The organism is Rhodanobacteraceae bacterium, assembly GCA_016713135.1.
Classification (GTDB): domain Bacteria; phylum Pseudomonadota; class Gammaproteobacteria; order Xanthomonadales; family SZUA-5; genus JADKFD01.
Genome location: JADJPR010000023.1, coordinates 834,345 through 851,502, shown reverse-complemented (window position 1 = coordinate 851,502; position 17,158 = coordinate 834,345). Strand labels below are relative to the sequence as shown.

The window sequence follows — 17,158 nt, the reverse complement described above, 5'->3', positions numbered from 1 at the left end:
CGAATCAATGCATTGCGACATGTTCGCTGAGAGTCCCGGTCGCCCCTGCCGGTGCGCTTGGTCGCGCATCCAACACCCGGCTGCAAACAGCTCGCGGGCGGAGCCCGCTCCCACAAGAGCCCGCGGCGCTCCTGTGGGAGCGGCTTCAGCCGCGATCTTTCCATCAAAGAATCAATGCCTTGCGACATGTTCGGTGAGAGTCCCGGTCGCCCCTGCCGGTGCGCTTGTTCGCGCATCCAACACCCGGCTGCAAACAGCTCGCGGGCGGAGCCCGCTCCCACAAGAGCCCGCGGCGCTCCTGTGGGAGCGGCTTCAGCCGCGATCTTTCCATCCAAGAATCAATGCTTTGCGACATTTTCGGTGAGAGCCCACCTCAACACTTCACCGCCACCTGCGTCAGCAAGGTGTTGCTGTCTTGCCTCGCGAGGAAGGCCTGCTCGTCTTCCAGCTGGTACAGGCGGCCGTCCTCGACGACTTCGGTGGGACCGAAGGCCAAGTCGCGTGCGCAGTGCTGCACGTAGTCCGTCCTCGACAGCAGCATCCGGTCCAGGGCCGCGTGGGTGAAATCGCTGGCGCAGCGGGCTTCCCAGAGCTTCTGCAAGGTCGCTTGCGCGAACCATTCGCGAACGGCGGCGTGTTCGATGCTCTCGTCGTAGCGATCGGTCTGTGGCGGGTAGCGTTTGCGGATCTCGACGAAGGGCTCCCAGCTCGCGCCGGCGGCGACTGCGTGCACCGCGTCCCAGGACGCTTCGAAGCCGGCGCGCCTGGCCTGGCGCATGCCTTCGAGGTCGATGTCGGCGAGCCGTGCGCTGCCTGCGTGGCCGGCGTGCACGGCGCTGCGCTCTCCGGAGGCGGAGACGTCCCAGCCGGTCGCGCCCGGTTTGAGCAGGAACCGCGGACAAGTGCCGCGAAAATGGAAAAAGAACCCGTCCGGGATGACGCGTTCGATCAGCTCGATGCATTCGCCGACGGCGTTCAGGCGGAACCAGCCGTTGCGGTGCCGACCGGCAAGGTCCGGCGTATCGCCTGCCTCGAGCAGGGCAACGCCGTACAGGCGGCGCGCCCATTCGTGGAATGGCATCAGCTCGCGGGTCGGCCGCTTGAAGAACTCGACCTGCGCGCCGTATTGCGCGATCTCTTCGGAGGTGATTTCATCGGCCGTGCCGACCTCGCGTCCATTGCCCAGGCGCATGCGCGTGCTGAGGTCGCTGGCGTAGCGGGCCTGCGCGGGCGCGAGCCGGTCCGCGGGCACGATGAACGGGCTCAGGGGGTCCGCGTATTCCATGCTCTGGAAGCGGTACATCGCGGTGCGCCAGTCGTCGCCGACGATCAGGAATGAGGCACTGCCCATGGTTGGTTCCGGTTGGCGAGGAACGTGAGCGACATCGGATGCTTGCGGCCCGCAGCGATGCTTGCAAGCGCATGCTGGCCCGCGTTCAGGGTTCGAGGGCGGCCGCCAACGCGCCCGCGGTATCGCGACCCTGTGCAACACGATGTGCTCGATGGCGTTCGCGTGGCTGACATCGGCCAGTGACTTCGCAACGAGCACCGCTGCATGACGTGGTCCGTGCGCGCAGACCTGGGGCGTCCCGGAAGCGGTCGATCGCACTGACTGGCCCTCAGGCCGAAGCCAGCCAGTCCCAAGGGTTGCTGCTTGGCCGATTGGCTATGCGTGCATGGCACTGCGCGATCAGGCCAGCCTGCTTGCCTTGACCGAGGACGTGGTCGAGACCAGCACGATCGAAGGCGAAGTGTTGAACGTGGTGTCGGTGCGCTGGTCCAACGCACCACGCCTTGGTGTGGCCATCGGAGCCCTCGCGCCCGTGGATCGGCACGTTGAGGGCATGGTCAGAAGCCACTCTGGTGCCGGAGGTGGGACTCGAACCCACACGCTTTTAAGGGCGGCGGATTTTGAGTCCGCTGCGTCTACCGATTCCGCCACTCCGGCGAGTGGACGGCGGAGCATACCCGAGCTGGGGGCGTCGTAGAAGCTTGGGGGCCTTGTTCAACATGACACGCAAAGGACCCACACCACGAGGTCCCCCACGACTTGTGCCTGCCAGCGTTCCTCCGCGTCACTGCGTTGAACCTGTCCTCCGGTGCGCGTCTGTCGCGCGCGGTGGAGGCATTATCGCCACCGGGTACGACAGGAGAGGTGCCATGGCGGGTGAACCCAAGACGCGGCCGACGGATGCGGATCCGCGGTTGTTCCTGGCGGGACTGACCGATGCGAAGCGGCGGGCGGACGCACTGGAACTGCTCGACGAGATGCAGGCATTGAGCGGCTACGCGCCGGAGATGTGGGGCGATGCGATCGTCGGCTACGGGCGCTACACCTCCGCTTACGCCAAGGGAAGCGCGCTGCAGTGGCCGCGGCTGGGATTTTCGCCGCGCAAGCAGGACCTGACGATCTACCTGATGCCAGGTTTCGACGGGCGAGATGCCCTGCTGGAACGACTGGGACGGCACCGCACCGGCAAATCCTGCCTGTATCTCAAGCGCCTCGCGGACGTCGACCGCGAGGTGCTGCGCGAACTGGTCCGCGAGTCGTTGAAAGCGATGGACCAGCGCTACCCGGTCTAGTGTCCTGTCCCGCAAATACCATCGAATAGTTCCGGCGTCTTTCGCCGCGATACTGCGTTGCTCGTCGTCGCCATAGAACCACTATGGCTCCTCCTCCCGCCTTGTCTCGCGACGAAATCCATCCGGAACTTCTTCGCGCTACTTGCGGGACAGGACATTAGTGTGGTGTTCCGTAATTACCTTGAATTATTTCCGCGCCTTTTGCGCCGATGCGGCGTTGCTCGTCGTCGCCATAGCCCTGCTATGACTCCTCCTCTCGCCTTGCCTCGCCGCAAAATTCATCGGAAATTTCTTCAACTTAATTACGGAACACCACACTAGTCGCTGACATACAGGCAGGTGTCGTACTCGAAAGCGACGCGACCGTCGACGGCGGTTCGGGCGTACAGGCCTTCGAGCGCCTCGATCATCGGCGCGTGGCGCGGATGGCCCGGGGGCGGGGTGTAGGACGACGACAGCAATCGGCCCTTGAGGCCGTCGTAGTCGAAAAACTGGACATGATCGAAGCGGTATTCGCGGTAGCCGACGCCGCCGAAGTAATGCGCCAGCGCGAGTGGATCGGCGTAGCGCTCGGACACCGCGGCGTAATCGGTGCCGAATTGCCTGAGCAGTGCCTCGTAGCCATCGAGGAAAGGGCTGCCGCTGGTGCGGCGCAGGTTCCACACCACCGCGGCATGGCCGTCCGGGCGCAGGATGCGGCGGGTTTCGTTGGCGGCGGCGGCGACATCGAACCAGTGGAAGGCCTGGGCGGCGATCACCAGATCGACGCTCGATGGCGCCAGCGTGGTGGCTTCGGCGCGGCCGGCGACGCTGATGAAACCCGGACGATCCGCAAGCAGGGACTCAGCTGCGGCGCGCATCTCCGCATTTGGCTCGACGCCATACACGCGGTGGCCGCGGTCGAGGAAACCGAGCGCCGACAAACCGGTGCCGGAGCCGAGGTCAGCGATATCGACCGGCGCACTCCAGCCGCAGTGCGCGGCCAGGGTGTCGACCACCGCGATCGGGTAGTCCGGGCGGTAACGCACATAGTCGGTTACGCGGTCGGAGAAGCGGGCGGTGGGGTCTGGGTTCATCCCGGCGGCTTGCTTCGATTGGAGTCGCCATGATGCGCCGGGCGGGTGGCCCGTGCTCGCGCTGCGAGCAGGCTAACCATGACCTCTGGCAGGCTGGTCGTGCTTTGAGTGATCATTCAACATTCAATCATTGTTGAATGTCTCGCGAATCATGAAAGCAAAGTCGCCCAAGCCGAAAGAAGACCTGCTCGAAGAGCGCGCGATCCAGCCGCGGGATCTGAAGCTGCTGGCCGATCCCACCCGCGAGTTCATCTACCAGGCGTTGGTGTCCGCGCCACGCACGGCCACCGAACTGGCGCAGCTGATGGACTGCCCGACCACGCGCCTGTACCACCACCTCAAGCTGCTGGAAAAGCACGGACTGATCCGGGTGGTTGCCGAGCGCCTGGTGTCCGGGATCGTCGAGCGGCGCTACCGCGCGGTGGCGAAGCGGCTGCGCCTGGACCGCGCCAGTTTCGGTGCCGAGCCCCCGGGCGGCGATCCCCTGCAGACCATCCTCGGCTATGTGTTCGACCGCGCACGCGAGGACATCGAACGCAGCCACGCGGCGGGACGCATCGACCTGGCGCTGCGCCCGCCGCAACCGGGGGCGCTGCTGGCCTATCGCAATGTGCTGAAGCTGACGCCAGCCGATCGCGACCGGCTGTGCCAGCGCCTGCACGACCTCTACCTCGAGTACGAACGCATCAGCGCTGCCACGCCGCCCGAAACCGGCGAGTTCCACGGCATCGCGCTGGCTGCGTACCCCACCGAACTCGCGCCCGCCGAAACCACCCGTCCCGGCAGCGCGCCTACCCGCAAACGGCCCGGAGGAAGCAAGCCATGAGCGAACGCATCGCCCTGCCACCTATCGAACCGGCCACGATGAAGGCCCAATTGCAGCGGAAGATGAATTTGCGCGAATCGCTGTCGCTGCTGCTGCAGATGCTGGTCGGTGCGGCCGCCGGGGCAGCCACGATGATCCTGTTGCTGAAAGGCGGGTCGCTGGTGGCGCCGCCCGATACCAACGCCGCGCTGGTGGCGCTGATTGCGGCGCCCGCAGCGCTGTTCGCAATGTTTGCCCAGGTGTTGGTGCACGAACTCGGCCATGCGCTGGTCGGTCAGTGGATGGGCGGCAAGATCCTGCGGGTGATCATCGGGCCGTGGCGCTGGGAGCGGGTGCCACGCGGCTTCCGCTTTACGCGCGTGCGCTCGCTCAAGGGGATCGGCGGGCTGGCGCAGTCGGTATTGCCGGACGGACCGGGATTCCGCCGTGCCTTCGCGGCGATGTTGCTCGGTGGGCCCTTTGCCAACCTGGCGCTGGCAGGCCTCGCGTGGCTGATGCTCCCGCTGCTGCCCTGGTGGCCATTGAAAGTGCTTGCCGCGGTGCTTGCCGCGATGGGGCTGCTGTTCGGAGTGGTCAATCTGTTGCCCTTCCGCAGCGGTGGCTTCCAGACCGATGGGTTGCAACTGATCCGCGCGTACACCGACAGGCAAGCGCTGGAACTGCGTCAGCGCGCGCTGCGGATCGCCCGCGCCAGCCTCGATGGCTTGCGCCCGCGCGAGTTTGACCCGGAAGACCTGGCCGCGCTCGACATCGACCGCGCCCAGGGCATGGAGAAATTGGCGGCGCAGCTGATCCACGCGACAGTCGCAGGTGATCGTGGCGACTACCGGAGGATGCGGCAGATCCTGGAACCCGCGCTGGCCGGCTGGCAGCAGATCCCGGACGGGCTGCGCCAGTCGCTCGCGGCGATGGCAGCACTGCTCAGCATCGAGCTGGACCACGATCCGGCCATCGCGCGCGAGTGGCTGCTGCGCGCAGAGGCCGGGTTGGTACATTCCTTCGAGATCGACTGGGTACGCGTCCGGATCGCCGAGTGCGAGGGCGACGCGGCCGGCCGCGACGCCGCGCTCGCGCGCATGCGCGCGGCGCTGGACGAGACCATCTACCTTGGCGATGAGCGCGTTTACCGCGAGCGGATGGCGAATCTCCGGTGACGCCGGCTGCCGTGACCCCGACGCCGAGCTTGCTCGGCTCCGAACTCGCGGAAGCAGCGGAGCAAGCTCGAGCTTGCTCGGCTCCAGCAGCGATCACCTGCAACCGCCCATCACAGATCGAACTTGATCCCCTGCGCCAGCGGCAGCGCGTCGGAGTAGTTGATCGTGTTGGTCTGGCGCCGCATGTAGATCTTCCACGAATCCGAACCGGACTCGCGGCCGCCGCCGGTTTCCTTCTCGCCACCGAAGGCGCCGCCGATCTCGGCGCCGGAGGTGCCGATGTTGACGTTGGCGATACCGCAGTCGGAGCCGGCCGCGGACAGGAAACGCTCGGCATGGCGCAGATCGGTGGTGAAGATCGACGACGACAGGCCCTGCGGCACGCCGTTCTGGATTGCGATGGCCTCGTCCAGGGTGTCGAAGGGCATCACGTAGAGGATCGGCGCAAAGGTTTCCGTCTGCACCGCGTCGCAGTCCGGCGACACGCCGGAGATGATCGTCGGCAGCACGTAGTTGCCGCTGCGTTCGACCACCGCGCCACCGGTCAGCACGCTGCCGCCGGCCGCCTTGGCCGATTCGATCGCCTTCAGGTAGCGCGCCACCGAGGCCTGGTCGATCAGCGGGCCCATCAGCGTGCCGGCCTCCAGCGGGTTGCCGATGCGCGATTCGACCTGCTTGTAGGCCTTGACCAGCGAGGCGGTCAGGTCGGCAACCAGCGAGCGGTGCACGATCAGCCGGCGCGTGGTGGTGCAGCGCTGGCCGGCGGTGCCGACCGCGCCGAACACGATCGCCGGGATCGCCAGTTTCAGGTCGGCCGACGCATCGACGATGATCGCGTTGTTGCCGCCGAGTTCCAGCAAGCTGCGGCCCATGCGGCGGGCGACGCGCTCGCCGACAGTGCGGCCGACCGCGGTGGAGCCGGTGAAGCTCATCAGCGGGATGCGGTGGTCGTCGACGAAAGCCTGGCTCAGCTCGATGCCGCTGTCGTTGAACAGGAAGAAGATGTCCGGGAAGCCGGCCGCGCGCAGCGCCTCATTGCAGATCTTCATCGAGGCGATCGCGCACAGCGGGGTCTTCGGCGAGGGCTTCCAGATGGTGATGTCGCCGCACACCGCGGCGAGGAAGGCGTTCCAGCTCCACACCGCGACCGGGAAGTTGAAGGCGCTGATCACGCCGACGATGCCGAGCGGATGCCACTGCTCGTACATCCGGTGGCCCGGGCGCTCCGAGTGCATGCTGTTGCCGTACAGCTGGCGCGACAGGCCGACCGCGAAGTCGGCGATGTCGATCATCTCCTGCACTTCACCGTCGCCTTCCGGCTTGATCTTGCCCATCTCCAGCGTGACCAGCGAGCCGAGCGCGTCCTTGTGCTTGCGCAGTGCCTCGCCGCACAGGCGGATCGCCTCGCCGCGACGCGGCGCCGGCGTGGTGCGCCAGATTTTGAACGCGGCTTCCGCGCGCGCCATGATCGTGTCGTAGTCGGCACGGCTGGACGCGTAAGTACGCGCGATCACCTCGCCGGTGGCCGGGTTGACCGAGGTCAGCGTGCCGGCATCGGTGGTCGTCGACCATTCGCCGTTGCCGAGGTAGGTGCCGCTGTTGTCGGCCGACAGGCCGAGCGCGGAGAGGACTGCGTGGGACATGGTGGGGCTCCTGCGTGGTGCAGGAGGGCACGAGGGCAAGAGGGCACGAAGGCACGTAAAAGCAAGAGCTGGCCAGCTCCTGCTCTACCGTGCCCTCGTGCCTTCGTGCCCTCGTGCCCTCCCGAAAGTGCGCGCCCCCGACACGATTCGAACGTGCGACCTTCCCCTTAGGAGGGGGACGCTCTATCCAACTGAGCTACGGGGGCAGTGAGCCGCCAATCATAGCGCGGGCGCATGAACGCCGCCGGCGCGAGCCCAAGGGTTGGATATCCGGCCCGTCGGCACAGCCGCCGGGCGTTCAGCCGGGCGCGCGCCAGTGGCGCGCAAGCGCCCGTCTTCACCCAACTGAGCTGCGGCCATTCGAGCAGATCGATCACGCGCAGCGGGTTCGCACAGGCGGTGAATCGACGAGCATGCCCGAGTGCGCGAAAAAATCCGGACGCCGCTACGACCAATCCTCTGCAAGCAACCACGAAATCCCAGCATGAGCACCCCAGCCGACGAGCAGGCTTACATCGAGTTGCTGCGCGCCAACCACGGCACGCTGCAGCGGCTTGCGCGGCACTACGCCGAACCCGCCGAGGTGCGCGACCTGCTGCAGGAAATGCACTTGCAACTGTGGCGGGGCTTCCGCGGATTCGAGGGGCGCAGCGGCGCGGCGACCTGGGTTTACCGGGTTGCTCTGAACACCGCGCTCAGCCACCAGCGCCGGCCGCGACCGCCGCAGCAAGCGCTGGACAGCATCCCCGAGGCAGGCGATGCGGGCGCTGCGCACGGCGAGTTGCAGGTGCTGGAGAACTTCCTGGCCGAACTCGACCCGCTGCAGCGCGCGCTACTGCTGCTCGACCTGGAAGGACTGGAGCGCGAGCAGATCGCCGAAGTACTCGGGCTGAGCGTGAACGCAGTGGCCATCCGCATGACCCGCCTGCGGCAACTCTTCGAGGCACGATTTCTGGAGCACGACTGATGGACTGGCAATCGATCCGGCAACAGTGGCAGCAGGGCGGCGCACCGCCGGCCTTCGAGGCGGCGCTCGCCGAAGTGCGCAAGCGCGAGAGCAAGTTGCACGCCCAGGTATGGCGACGCGACCTGCTGGAGACCTTGTGCGCGCTGATCGTGGCGCCGTTCTTCGGCTACATCGCCTTGCGCTACGGGCTGAAGGCGCAGTGGCTGCCGGCCGGATGGGCCAGCCTGCTCGCCGTGTGGGCGGCCTGGGTGCCGCTGCGGCTGTGGCGCGCGCGCAGCCTGCGGCCGCGCCCCGATCCCACCCGGCCGCTCCGCGAGTACCTGCAGGCCGAACGCGCAGCCTTGCTGGAGCAGGCGCGCATGCTCGAAGCGATCTGGCTCTGGTACCTCGCGCCGTGCGCGATCGGGGTACTCGGGCTGACTTTCTCCAGCGGCCCGATCACGCCGGGCAAGTGGATCTACGCCGCCATCGTCATCGCGTTCTGCATGCTGATCGGCTGGGCCAACCGCTACGCGGCACGCACCCAGTTCCGCGCGCAGGCAGATCTGATCCAGACCCGGTTGACCCAACTCAACGAGGAGCAGGACCCATGAACCCGATCGCCATTGTCACCGTCGCCTGCAGCCTGGGCCTCGCCGGAACCAGTCACGCCGGCATGCCCGACACTGCCTCGCTGAAGGCCTGGATCGAAGCCGAGCGGGCCGGCGGTCGGCTGGCGGCCGCGAGTCTTGCGCGCATCGATGGCGCCACGCTCGAGGTGTCTGGCCACGGCAGCCTCGACGGCAGCCAGGATGCGCTGCCCGATGCCGACAGCCAGTTCCAGATCGGCTCGATCACCAAGGTCTACACCAACCTGCTGCTGGCCGAATCGGTGGCAGCGGGCGACTTGCGCTACGAATCGACGCTCGGCGCCTTGTTGCCGGACGGCGCGCAACTCGGCAACCCGGCGCTCGCGCGGGTCACGCTCGAGGCGCTGGCGAGCCATCGCAGCGGCCTGCCGCGCCTGCCGCCCAACCTGGACCTCGGCAACACCGTCGATCCTTACGCCGGATACGACGAATCGAAGTTGCTGCAGGGGCTGGCGATGGCGCGCGCGCAGCAGCCGCTCGGCGATTTCTACGCCTACTCCAACTTCGGCGCCGGCGTGCTGGGCTACCTGCTTGGTCGCCACGATGGCGCGGGCTACCACGCGGCGATCGAGAACCGGCTGATCGCGCCATTGCGGCTGGACCACACCAGTTTCCGACCGGGAGAACGGGCGGCGCGCGCGATCCAGGGCGGCAAGCCGGTGCAGGCCTGGGGCTTCGACGATGCGCTCGCCGGCGCCGGATCGCTGTGGGGCAGCGCGGGCGACCTCGGCCGGCTGGTGCAAGCCTACCTCGGCCATCACCAGCACGATCTCAAGCACGCGCTGGCCGAGGACCTGCGCGTGCTCGGCGCAGCCGGCGATTTCGAGATCACCCGCGTCTGGCACGTCGCCCGCGCCGACGGCCAGCCGGTCTACTGGCACAACGGCGGCACCGCCGGCTTCCACAGCGTGGTCGGATTCCGGCCCGACCTCGGCGTCGGTGTCGCCGTGCTGGTCAGCGGGGACGCCGATCCGACCGACGTTGCGCTGCGCGCGCTCGGCGTCGCGCCTATCGAGCCGCGCGAAGTCGCGGTCGACGAATCGGTCTTCGGCCAGTACCAGCTCGCACCGCAGTTCGGCATCGGCGTGTACCGCGAGCAGGGCCTGCTGGTCGCGCAGGCCAGCGGCCAGCCGGCCTTCGAACTGCAAGCACTTGGCGACGACTGGTATGCGCTCGGCGAGATCGACGCTGCGCTGCATTTCCTGCGCGAGGGCGGCGAGGTGAAGGCGCTCGAACTGGCGCAGGGCGGCCAGTTGCAGAAGGCACTACGCACGCATCCGGTGGCGCTCAGCCAGCAGCGCCAGGAGATCGAGGTGGGCGCGACGGCGCTCGCCACGCTGGTCGGCAAGTACCGCTTCGCGCCCGGCGTCGATCTTGATGTCAGCCTCGACGACCGACAGTTGCTGGCGCGGCTGGCGGGGCAACCGGTGTTCCCGGTCTACCCGCGCAGCGCCGACCGATTTTTCTACAAGGTGGTCGATGCGGAACTCGCCTTCGAACGCGATGCGCAAGGCGAGGTGACCGCCGTGGTGCTGCACCAGAGCGGCATCGAACAGCGCGCGCAAAGGGTGCGCTGAGACCTTGGCCAAGGGGTAGAGCCGGGCTTGCTCAGCCTGGGTGCCCTCACGACCGTCGCAGGCTCCGCAGCGGAGAAAACTCGAGCACGCTGGGCTCTGCGGGGGCAAAGGGTGCCTACATCCATGGGCCGAAATGGCGGATACCTGCGTATGCTTGTCGCCAGTCACATTCGGAGACAGGCGCATGAGCGATCCCGGCGACAAGGTGGCGGAACTGTTCAAAAGCAGCCGCACGCGGTGCGGCCAATGGCGGCAGCAAGGGATCGACGGCGGGTGGCGGCAGTTCGCGCAGCTACGGCCTGATGGTGGTCATCGTCCTCGGCTTCATCGTCTGGGGCCTGCTCAGCTCCTACTACACGGTGCAGCCGGAGGAGCGCGCCGTGGTCAAGCGTTTCGGCAAGGTGGTGTCGATCAACGATCCCGGCCTGCACTTCAAGCTGCCCTTCGGCATCGACAGCGTGCAGAAGGTCGCCACCGAGCGGGTGATGAAGCAGGAGTTCGGCTTCCGCACCGCCGGCAGCGATGACGAGCGCTCCTCCTATTCCACCGAGGACTTCCCGGACGAGTCGCTGATGCTCTCAGGCGACCTCAACATCATCGATGTCGAGTGGGTTGTGCAGTACCGCATCGCCGATCCGATGAAGTACCTCTACCAGCAGCGCGATCCGGACCGCACCCTGCGCGACATCTCCGAGTCGGTGATGCGCCGGGTGGTCGGCAACCGCCTCGGCAGCGAGGTGCTGACCACCGCGCGCGTGGCGATCGCCGCGCTGGCGCGCGATGAGATCCAGAAGGCGATGAGCGCCTACGATAACGGTATCCACGTGGTCACGGTGGAGCTGCAGGACGTGGTTCCGCCGGCTGCGGTGAAGCCAGCTTTCAACGAGGTCAACGAGGCGCGCCAGGAGCGCGAGCGGATGATCAACGAGGCCACCAAGCAGGCCAACCAGGAAATCCCGAAGGCTCGCGGTGAAGCTAACCGCGCGTTGTCCGAGGCCCAGGGCTACGCCACTGAACGCATCAACTACGCCAAGGGCCAGACGGCGCGCTTCAACGCCATCCTGGCCGAGTACCGCAGCGCGCCGGATGTGACCCGTACCCGCTTGTATCTGGAAACCATCTACAACGTGCTGCCGAAGGTGGGCACCGTGATGGTGGTCAAGGACGGCCAGATGTCGCCTGTTCCGCTGATGAACGTGGGTGACAAGGCCCGCAAGGAGAATGCCCAATGACGCGCCTGTTTTCGATCATCGTGCTGCTGGCGCTGGTCGCGCTGGCGTTGAAGCCGGCCATGTTCGTCATCGACCAGGCCGAGCAGGGAATCATCGTGCAGTTCGGCGAGCCAGTGGGCGAGGTCATCACCGAGCCCGGGCTGCACTGGAAGAAGCCCTTCATCCAGGACGTGCGCCGCTTCGACAAACGCATCATGCCGTGGGACGGCGATGTCTCGCAGGTGCCCACCCTCGGCCGCGAGTTCATTCTGGTCGACGCGACCGCGCGCTGGAAGATCACCGATCCGCTGAAGTTCATGCAGTCGGTGCGCGACGAAGCCGGCGCGCGCACGCGCCTCGACGACATCATCGACTCGGCCGTGCGCGACATCATCTCCGGCACCGACCTCGAGGAAATCGTGCGTTCGGCCGATTGGGCGGTGGATGCCAAGGTGCTGAAAGACGAAGGCGTCACGATCGAGGTGGACCTGGACAAGCCGAAGAAGGGCCGCGAGAAGCTGGAGCAGGAAATCCTGCACGCCGCCGCCAAGCAGACGCCGGAACTCGGCATCGAACTGGTCGATGTGCGCCTCAAGCGCATCAATTACATCGACAGCGTGCGCGCGCAGGTGGAGAACCGCATGATCTCCGAGCGCCAGTCGATCGCCGAGCGCTTCCGTTCCGAAGGCCAGGGCCGCAGCCAGGAAATCCTCGGCGAAATGGAGCGCGAGCTGCGCACCATCCGCTCCGAGGCCGAGCGCCAGGCCGCCGAGATCCGCGGCAAGGCGGACGCCGAAGCCACCCGCATCTACGGCGAGTCCTACGGCGCCGACCCCGAGTTCTACGCCTTCATGAGCACCCTCGAGAGCTACCAGGCCATGGGTGAGAACACCACCCTGGTGCTCGGCGCGGATTCGGAGTTCTTCAAGTACCTGGAGTCGACGCGCAAGCGCGGTCAGTGAACGCTCGCAGGGATTGATTTTGCGTAGGGCGGTGTGTCGCGCAGCGACTCACCGCCTGGGGCTGGCGGCAAGTACCCGGGGAATGCGCTGCGCGCGTACCGGCGGACTACGTCCATCCTCGGCACTGGCGGAATGCCTGCACCGGCAGGCGCGCGTCGTGCTCGATCCGCGAGCAGCGTTCTTCCTCGATCGCAGCCGCCAGTATTCCGTCGCGCAGCAGGCAACAGCCGGCATCGTGATAGAAGGCCGAGACGCCGACGATATTCATGCCCAGCTCTCAGTGCCGGGCGTGTCCGCGTCAGTCAAGACGACTGCTCCGGAGACTACTGGCCACCGTCCTTCTGCCGCTCGCGCTCCGCCTCTTCCATCTTCTTGCGCAGGGACGAGGGGCGCGTGTCCGTCCACACTTCCTGGATGTAGTCGAGGACTTCCTGCTTGCTGCCGGTCTTGCCCGCATCTCTCCAGCCGAAGGGAGGCTCCCGGTCTGCCGGCCAGATCGAGTACTGCTCATCGTGGCTGATCACGACCCTGTAGATGGTCTTGTCGTCCGGGTCATCCCAAGATCGGGACGCGACCCGCCCCGCAGTCACGGGAGTGGGCGGGGCAGGTGGGTCTGGCGGAGGCGGGGGCGGAGGTGGTTGTGGCGACAGGGGCTCCGGCGGCGGCGAGGCCGGGTCCGCCGCTTCGTCCGGTGTTGCGGCTTCAGGGTCCTCCGCCTCTTCCTCCTCCGGGGCACTCGATTCGTCGACGGATTCCGCTGCCGGATCCTCCGCGTTGGCGTCGGACTCCTCCGATTCACTCTCGGATTCCTCCGCCGATTCATCCGCGGGCTCGTCCTCCCAGGACGCGTCCTCGGCTTCGGTGGTGTCTGCAGCCTGCTCCTCCTCGCCCGCGGATTCGTTCTCCTCGAACTCGCCCTCCGACTCGCCGCTCTCGTCCTGCCAGTCGGCATCCTCGGCGTCGTCATCCTGGACACTCAGCGCCTGGAGCGACGCTGGCAGGGCCCAGGTCAGGGCGTGTCCGTCGACCGGCGCGAAAGTGCCAGCCGCCATCAAGGCGCTGGCGAGGCAGGACAGTGCGGGACCAACTCGTCTTGCCATCGGTACCGCACTCCCCTGAATTTAGCACCCAGCATACGCCTCGCCATGCTGGCCGAGCATGGCTGTGCTCCGTCCTTCCTCGACTGCCGCGCGGGATCCGGCGGGGCGGCGGATGACGGCATCCGCGGATCGATGCCGAGTAACATGGTCATCCGCACCGTGCAGATGACCGCGGAGTTGAGCCATGGCAGCCAGGGAAAAGATCGCTGATGTGCTGGAACGAGTCGCCCGCCGGCTCAACGACGCGCATCCCGGGCAGCCACTCCGCGGCGCGGAGCTTGCCGAGATGGTCTCAGCGGAATGTGGCTGCCCACGCCACAGCGTGATCGTCTCGGACCACTGCTACAACCGCACCAACGACGGCATTCCAAGCAACAATGATCCGATGTTCGAGCATGTCGGAGCTGAGCGATCCGGGCTATACCTCTTTCCGGGGCGCGGCGCGAACTACAACGGGCCGCAGTGGCACTACCCGAAGGGTGGTGTTCCACGCGTCGTTGGCCACTGGATCAAGGGCAAGTTTCACCAAGGCGAAGGCTGATGGGGCGCGGATGGCTGCAACCATGTGATATCGAGGCATTCGAGTGCTTCATGCACGCCTGTCGGATCAAGGGTGTCGCGTGCGGCGTCGCGATACCTGCCGGCGCCGTGGCGTAGGCGGTCGACGGTGACAACCTGCTCGGCTCCGCCGGGCGTCGGCCCATTCGTCGAAGTCGACGTTGCTGGTGACGGGTGGTGGCTGCGCGCTCGTAGCGCTCGGCGTTGAGTTCGTGGCAGTCCTCGTCGTGCGGGGTACGCAGGAGCTTGAGGCCGAAGTCGTCGACGATCAGGTTGTGCGCTGACTGACCGGTCTCGGCCGGTCGAAGGCGTCGTATTCGAAGCGCTCATCATGGCCGTCGTCGCCGCGCAGGCGAGTGCAGTTGCCGTTGCCGTCGAATTCCCTGAACCAGACTTCGGTTGGCTCGCCCTTGCGTGTGAAGCGGGACCAGGTCGGCTTGTACAAGGGATGGTCGAAACGTTGCTCGGCCAGTTCATCCCTGTCCGCTCCGCGCGTGCGCTCGGCCGTCATGTTGCCGTAGCGGTCGTAAGCGTACTCGACGATGTCCTCCTTGCCCGGGCCCTTGCGCTCGACCAGTCGGTCGGAGTCGTCGTATCGGTAGGTGGTGATGCTGCGCGCGAAGTCGATCTCCCGAAGCAGGTTGCCGTGGAGATCCCACTGCTTGGTGTACACACGTCCGTCGGGATCGACAAGCTTCAACAATCGCCCCATCTCGTCGTAGTCGAATACCGACTTGCCGCCGTTCCGATGTGTGGCGACCTTGCGCCGAGCGCGGTCGTCGAACATCACCGACGCGATGGCGTCTTCATCGTCGATGATCAGCATGGAACGTTGCAGAACCCGGTCGCGAACATCGTAGCGCCAGGTGCGCGTCGCGCCGCCTGCGTCGACCTCTTCGAGGAGGCGCCCGCGCGCGTCGTGGCGAAATCGCTTGTCGCCTACCTCGCCGGTCTCCAATGCGAGATAGCCGTTGGTGTCGTATTCGTAGCGCACCTCGGTGCCGTCGATTGCGATCGCGGCGAGCAACTCGCCGCGCTTGCCGTAACGCCAGCGCTCTGCGGTGCCAGCGCGCTCGCTGGACAACATATTGCCGCGCGAGTCGTAGTGGTAGCGAGTGACCAAGCCACGACCGTCGGTCGCCGATTTGATGCGATTGCGGATCGGTACCTGGAACTCGCTTGCGGGCACGTAGTCCCACGAGCGGACCACCGGAGTGCTCGACCCGAAGCGGAGCGTTTCGCGCAGCTTGTTGCCGTGTGTGTCGTACGCATATTCGATGATGCGCCCATTCGCATCAGTGCTCTGCGTGACTAGGCGCTCACCGACATCCCACTCGCTTGTGCTGGTGCCGCTGGGTTTGCGCGTCGCCACGACCAAACCGTTCACGTCCATCTCGTACGTCGTCGCGGGACCTCGTGCCGATGTGACCACGGTCGACACCGGGCCGGCGCCGGGCGTTCCCTTGTAGGCGAACGCAACTACGCCATTGTCGGGCTTGCGATGCCGGACCAGGCGCGTCAGCGCATGGCGTGCGTCGGCGTCCCTCGCAATGCCCATGGCGCGCTCGTAGCCGAAGCCGGTCCAGGTCTGTTGCGATAGATCGTCGATGCGCACGAGGCGGAAACCAAGGCGCTCGCCGTCGGCGTCGGCGAAGTCCTCGTACGCAAAGGACTGCTGCTTCGTGCCTAGTGCGCTGTCATCTTTCACCGTGGTTGCAACGAGGTTGCCGCTCGCATCGTGTTCTAGCATCAGGCGCCAGCCGCCGGGGCCGTCGACCTGCGTCAGCAGCGGCCGGCGCTCGAGCACACGCTCGCCTGCACGCAGCGTCCGCATGCGATAGGTGAATTCCAGCTTGCGGCCTGTCGCATCCTCGATCTGGGCAAGCACCGTCCAGCCCTCGAGCAAAACGTAGCGGTGCAGCACTCGGTTGCCGTGCGGATCGGTAATCGTGGATAGCCGGAACGAAGCGCCGTCTGGCTCGTTGAACTCGTAGCGCGTGCCGTCCTTCGCGGTCATGCGCCAGCCAACCGGAAGACGCTCGAGAGTTGAATGGTGACCGTACAGCGGCCGAAAGCGGCCCTCTCGCTTTGCCTCGAAATAGTTCACATACGTGCCCCCGGCCGCGGCCAGGATGTGCCCGCAGCTGTCATGTCGCACGCGCGCATCGGTAACCGATCGCCAACCACGGCCCACGGTGCCTACCGCGTCGCCGATCGTGCTCGAGTAGGTGCGCTCGAAGGACAGGTCCGGACCAAGGCCTTCCAAGTCGAGGTCCGTTTCCGAATGCGTGAGGTGGCCGTCGAACAACAGCACGCCTTCGATTAAAGTGTGCCCCAGCGGCAACACTTCCGGTGCTATCGCGCGGCGCCAGATGGCGGCTTCGTGACGGTCGGTACGGGCGCCTGAGCTGGCTTCGATCCGAACCGTCGCGGTGCCGGCCGGCAGCGTGCGCACGTGCAACCCTATCGGCAGTCGCAGCTCCTCCGTTTCGCCAGCCGCGCCGTCCGGGCCAAGTGCCACGACCCGCACGTCTGCCTCGTCTGCGAGTTCAAATGCGATCGTCGCCTTTTCGCGACAGTCGAAGCCGGCACTTGGGCTCCATTCGCCGTCGACGGCGACGGCATCCGCGTGTACGCCGTGCACGCGCGCCGCGAGCCCGCTCGCATCACCGTCACCGTTGGCGCCGACGCCCACGAAGCCAATGATCAGGCGTGCGGCGCTCGACAGAGCAGGTTGCCCGGTCTTCGCCGGCGGCGTGGGTTCGCGCTCCGGCGCGTGCTCGGTCGCCGCCACGAACATGCGATGGCCCGCCACGGCGAGTCCCAACAGCATGAGCAGCGCGACGCCGATACGCGAGCCACCATTTGACAT

General features: G+C 66.6%; 16 protein-coding genes, 2 tRNA genes and 1 pseudogene. 11 read left to right on the top strand and 8 right to left on the bottom strand.

The genetic code is table 11. The features are described 5' to 3' along the window. Positions 1 to 373 precede the first annotated feature (373 nt). Positions 374 to 1,351: a hypothetical protein gene (locus IPK27_23485; GenBank protein ID MBK8070464.1), complete on the bottom strand. Its 978-nt coding sequence runs from the start codon at positions 1,349 to 1,351 to the stop codon at positions 374 to 376. Positions 1,352 to 1,676: 325 nt separating this feature from the next. On the opposite strand from IPK27_23485, the pseudogene IPK27_23480 reads away from it, so the two are divergent. Next, positions 1,677 to 1,850: pseudogene (locus tag IPK27_23480) on the top strand (DUF4172 domain-containing protein). A gap of 11 nt (positions 1,851 to 1,861) precedes the next feature. Here the strand turns inward: IPK27_23480 and IPK27_23475 are convergent. Then, positions 1,862 to 1,948: transfer RNA gene (locus IPK27_23475), tRNA-Leu, on the bottom strand. 212 nt (positions 1,949 to 2,160) lie between these two features. Between IPK27_23475 and IPK27_23470 the strand changes: the two genes are divergently transcribed. Further along, positions 2,161 to 2,583, top strand: a complete 423-nt coding sequence (locus IPK27_23470; GenBank protein MBK8070463.1) for a DUF1801 domain-containing protein — start codon at positions 2,161 to 2,163, stop codon at positions 2,581 to 2,583. Between the two features lie 317 nt (positions 2,584 to 2,900). Here IPK27_23470 and IPK27_23465 read toward each other — a convergent pair whose 3' ends face one another. Further along, positions 2,901 to 3,659, bottom strand: a complete 759-nt coding sequence (locus IPK27_23465; GenBank protein ID MBK8070462.1) for a class I SAM-dependent methyltransferase — start codon at positions 3,657 to 3,659, stop codon at positions 2,901 to 2,903. Between the two features lie 151 nt (positions 3,660 to 3,810). Here IPK27_23465 and IPK27_23460 point away from each other — a divergent pair, with 151 nt between their 5' ends. After that, positions 3,811 to 4,485 carry a helix-turn-helix transcriptional regulator gene (locus IPK27_23460; protein ID MBK8070461.1) on the top strand — a complete coding sequence of 225 codons (675 nt, stop codon included), beginning with the start codon at positions 3,811 to 3,813 and terminating at the stop codon, positions 4,483 to 4,485. After that, positions 4,482 to 5,639 (top strand): hypothetical protein, encoded by a 1,158-nt coding sequence (locus IPK27_23455; protein ID MBK8070460.1) that lies wholly within the window; start codon positions 4,482 to 4,484, stop codon positions 5,637 to 5,639. The genes IPK27_23460 and IPK27_23455 overlap by 4 nt, the downstream gene beginning before the upstream one ends. Before the next feature lie 110 nt (positions 5,640 to 5,749). Here the strand turns inward: IPK27_23455 and IPK27_23450 are convergent, their stop codons facing one another. Then, positions 5,750 to 7,282, bottom strand: a complete 1,533-nt coding sequence (locus tag IPK27_23450; protein ID MBK8070459.1) for an aldehyde dehydrogenase family protein — start codon at positions 7,280 to 7,282, stop codon at positions 5,750 to 5,752. Between the two features lie 132 nt (positions 7,283 to 7,414). After that, positions 7,415 to 7,488, bottom strand: a tRNA-Arg gene (locus tag IPK27_23445). A gap of 278 nt (positions 7,489 to 7,766) precedes the next feature. Between IPK27_23445 and IPK27_23440 the strand changes: the two genes are divergently transcribed. The 5 genes from IPK27_23440 (at position 7,767) to hflC (ending at position 12,628) form a co-directional block, all read left to right on the top strand. Next, positions 7,767 to 8,249, top strand: coding sequence for a sigma-70 family RNA polymerase sigma factor (locus tag IPK27_23440; protein MBK8070458.1), 483 nt, complete (start codon positions 7,767 to 7,769; stop codon positions 8,247 to 8,249). Continuing rightward, positions 8,249 to 8,842: a hypothetical protein gene (locus IPK27_23435; protein ID MBK8070457.1), complete on the top strand. Its 594-nt coding sequence runs from the start codon at positions 8,249 to 8,251 to the stop codon at positions 8,840 to 8,842. The genes IPK27_23440 and IPK27_23435 overlap by 1 nt, the downstream gene beginning before the upstream one ends. Next, entirely contained in the window at positions 8,839 to 10,455 is a 1,617-nt protein-coding gene (locus tag IPK27_23430) for a serine hydrolase (protein MBK8070456.1), read from the top strand. Before IPK27_23435 ends, IPK27_23430 begins: the two co-directional genes overlap by 4 nt. Before the next feature lie 302 nt (positions 10,456 to 10,757). Then, the gene (gene hflK, locus IPK27_23425; GenBank protein ID MBK8070455.1) at positions 10,758 to 11,687 is read left to right on the top strand and encodes an FtsH protease activity modulator HflK; all 930 of its coding nucleotides are present in this window, start codon (positions 10,758 to 10,760) and stop codon (positions 11,685 to 11,687) included. Further along, the gene (gene hflC, locus IPK27_23420; protein MBK8070454.1) at positions 11,684 to 12,628 is read left to right on the top strand and encodes a protease modulator HflC; all 945 of its coding nucleotides are present in this window, start codon (positions 11,684 to 11,686) and stop codon (positions 12,626 to 12,628) included. Before hflK ends, hflC begins: the two co-directional genes overlap by 4 nt. Before the next feature lie 106 nt (positions 12,629 to 12,734). Here hflC and IPK27_23415 read toward each other — a convergent pair whose 3' ends face one another. Continuing rightward, complete coding sequence (locus IPK27_23415) at positions 12,735 to 12,896, bottom strand: hypothetical protein (GenBank protein MBK8070453.1); 162 nt, start codon at positions 12,894 to 12,896, stop codon at positions 12,735 to 12,737. Between the two features lie 55 nt (positions 12,897 to 12,951). Then, positions 12,952 to 13,680 carry an MbtH family NRPS accessory protein gene (locus tag IPK27_23410; GenBank protein ID MBK8070452.1) on the bottom strand — a complete coding sequence of 243 codons (729 nt, stop codon included), beginning with the start codon at positions 13,678 to 13,680 and terminating at the stop codon, positions 12,952 to 12,954. Positions 13,681 to 13,773: 93 nt separating this feature from the next. On the opposite strand from IPK27_23410, the gene IPK27_23405 reads away from it, so the two are divergent. Both IPK27_23405 and IPK27_23400 read left to right on the top strand, forming a co-directional pair. Continuing rightward, positions 13,774 to 13,938, top strand: a complete 165-nt coding sequence (locus IPK27_23405) for a hypothetical protein (GenBank protein MBK8070451.1) — start codon at positions 13,774 to 13,776, stop codon at positions 13,936 to 13,938. Further along, complete coding sequence (locus IPK27_23400; GenBank protein MBK8070450.1) at positions 13,913 to 14,269, top strand: hypothetical protein; 357 nt, start codon at positions 13,913 to 13,915, stop codon at positions 14,267 to 14,269. The genes IPK27_23405 and IPK27_23400 overlap by 26 nt, the downstream gene beginning before the upstream one ends. Before the next feature lie 285 nt (positions 14,270 to 14,554). Here IPK27_23400 and IPK27_23395 read toward each other — a convergent pair whose 3' ends face one another. Further along, positions 14,555 to 17,158 (bottom strand): RHS repeat protein, encoded by a 2,604-nt coding sequence (locus IPK27_23395; GenBank protein MBK8070449.1) that lies wholly within the window; start codon positions 17,156 to 17,158, stop codon positions 14,555 to 14,557.

Bases quoted from the DNA above. Each gene is read 5' to 3' on its own strand.
- IPK27_23435 (MBK8070457.1), top strand. From the start codon at position 8,249: ATGGACTGGCAATCGATCCGGCAACAGTGGCAGCAGGGCGGCGCACCG.
- IPK27_23410 (MBK8070452.1), bottom strand. From the start codon at position 13,680: ATGGCGGCTGGCACTTTCGCGCCGGTCGACGGACACGCCCTGACCTGG.
- IPK27_23395 (MBK8070449.1), bottom strand. From the start codon at position 17,158: ATGTCAAATGGTGGCTCGCGTATCGGCGTCGCGCTGCTCATGCTGTTG.
- IPK27_23450 (MBK8070459.1), bottom strand. From the start codon at position 7,282: ATGTCCCACGCAGTCCTCTCCGCGCTCGGCCTGTCGGCCGACAACAGC.
- IPK27_23465 (MBK8070462.1), bottom strand. From the start codon at position 3,659: ATGAACCCAGACCCCACCGCCCGCTTCTCCGACCGCGTAACCGACTAT.
- IPK27_23460 (MBK8070461.1), top strand. From the start codon at position 3,811: ATGAAAGCAAAGTCGCCCAAGCCGAAAGAAGACCTGCTCGAAGAGCGC.
- IPK27_23400 (MBK8070450.1), top strand. From the start codon at position 13,913: ATGGCAGCCAGGGAAAAGATCGCTGATGTGCTGGAACGAGTCGCCCGC.
- hflK (MBK8070455.1), top strand. From the start codon at position 10,758: ATGGTGGTCATCGTCCTCGGCTTCATCGTCTGGGGCCTGCTCAGCTCC.
- IPK27_23430 (MBK8070456.1), top strand. From the start codon at position 8,839: ATGAACCCGATCGCCATTGTCACCGTCGCCTGCAGCCTGGGCCTCGCC.
- IPK27_23405 (MBK8070451.1), top strand. From the start codon at position 13,774: ATGCTGGCCGAGCATGGCTGTGCTCCGTCCTTCCTCGACTGCCGCGCG.
- IPK27_23485 (MBK8070464.1), bottom strand. From the start codon at position 1,351: ATGGGCAGTGCCTCATTCCTGATCGTCGGCGACGACTGGCGCACCGCG.
- IPK27_23455 (MBK8070460.1), top strand. From the start codon at position 4,482: ATGAGCGAACGCATCGCCCTGCCACCTATCGAACCGGCCACGATGAAG.
- IPK27_23415 (MBK8070453.1), bottom strand. From the start codon at position 12,896: ATGAATATCGTCGGCGTCTCGGCCTTCTATCACGATGCCGGCTGTTGC.
- IPK27_23440 (MBK8070458.1), top strand. From the start codon at position 7,767: ATGAGCACCCCAGCCGACGAGCAGGCTTACATCGAGTTGCTGCGCGCC.
- IPK27_23470 (MBK8070463.1), top strand. From the start codon at position 2,161: ATGGCGGGTGAACCCAAGACGCGGCCGACGGATGCGGATCCGCGGTTG.
- hflC (MBK8070454.1), top strand. From the start codon at position 11,684: ATGACGCGCCTGTTTTCGATCATCGTGCTGCTGGCGCTGGTCGCGCTG.